Source organism: Comamonas sp. NyZ500, from assembly GCF_016772095.1.
GTDB classification, from domain to species: domain Bacteria; phylum Pseudomonadota; class Gammaproteobacteria; order Burkholderiales; family Burkholderiaceae_C; genus Comamonas; species Comamonas thiooxydans.
In genome coordinates, this window is the sequence record NZ_JAEIJE010000065.1 from 1 (window position 1) to 618 (window position 618).

Annotated in this window: 1 protein-coding gene; it reads left to right on the forward strand. The window is 61.7% G+C overall.

Annotation, left to right across the window (positions count from 1 at the left end; all coding sequences use genetic code 11):
• Window positions 1–163 precede the first annotated feature (163 nt).
• A partial coding sequence (locus JAO85_RS25570) for a hypothetical protein (protein ID WP_237735019.1) occupies window positions 164–618 on the forward strand: 455 nt, incomplete at its 3' end.

Below are 618 nucleotides of genomic sequence, written 5' to 3' on the forward strand. Positions count from 1 at the left end.
GATCATGAAAAAGTCTCTGATTGCCATGGCGGTTATTGCGTTGGCTGGTGTTGCATCTGCTGCTGTGAGCGGCTCAAGCATCGCTGCCACAAACACGACGTCGAGCGCATCTTCAGCTACGGTGTCGGGTGCTGCCAGCTCGGGCAACGGTGCTGCGCTGAGCATGAATAGTGCAACCTCCGGTGCAACCTCCAACGCCAATGCCGCTGGTGGCGGCATTGCTGTAGGCCCTTACGGCGCCGGTGGTGCTGCGGTCAGTGGTGGCGCAACTACCTACGGTAACGTGAAGAGCCTTTCTGCAACTTCGGGCAACGCTGTTGCGGGTGGCGGTGCTGCGACCAACGCTAACGCAGGTTCTGCGGCCCTGGCTGGCTACAGCGCAGGCCCCGTCAGCGGCGGAGCAGCTGGTGTGGCCACTTCGCACACAGCCAACCAAGTTGCCACTGGCGCTGGCCCTGGTGGCGGACTGTCCTATGTGAACAGCAATGCTGGCACGACTTCCGGTTATGGCGCAACTTCGGCTGCTATCTCTGGGCCTAGCGGCGCATGGACCAACACCGGATCGGGCGCAACCTCGGTGGGTACCGTCCATCAGAACGCTGGAGCATTTGGCAATGC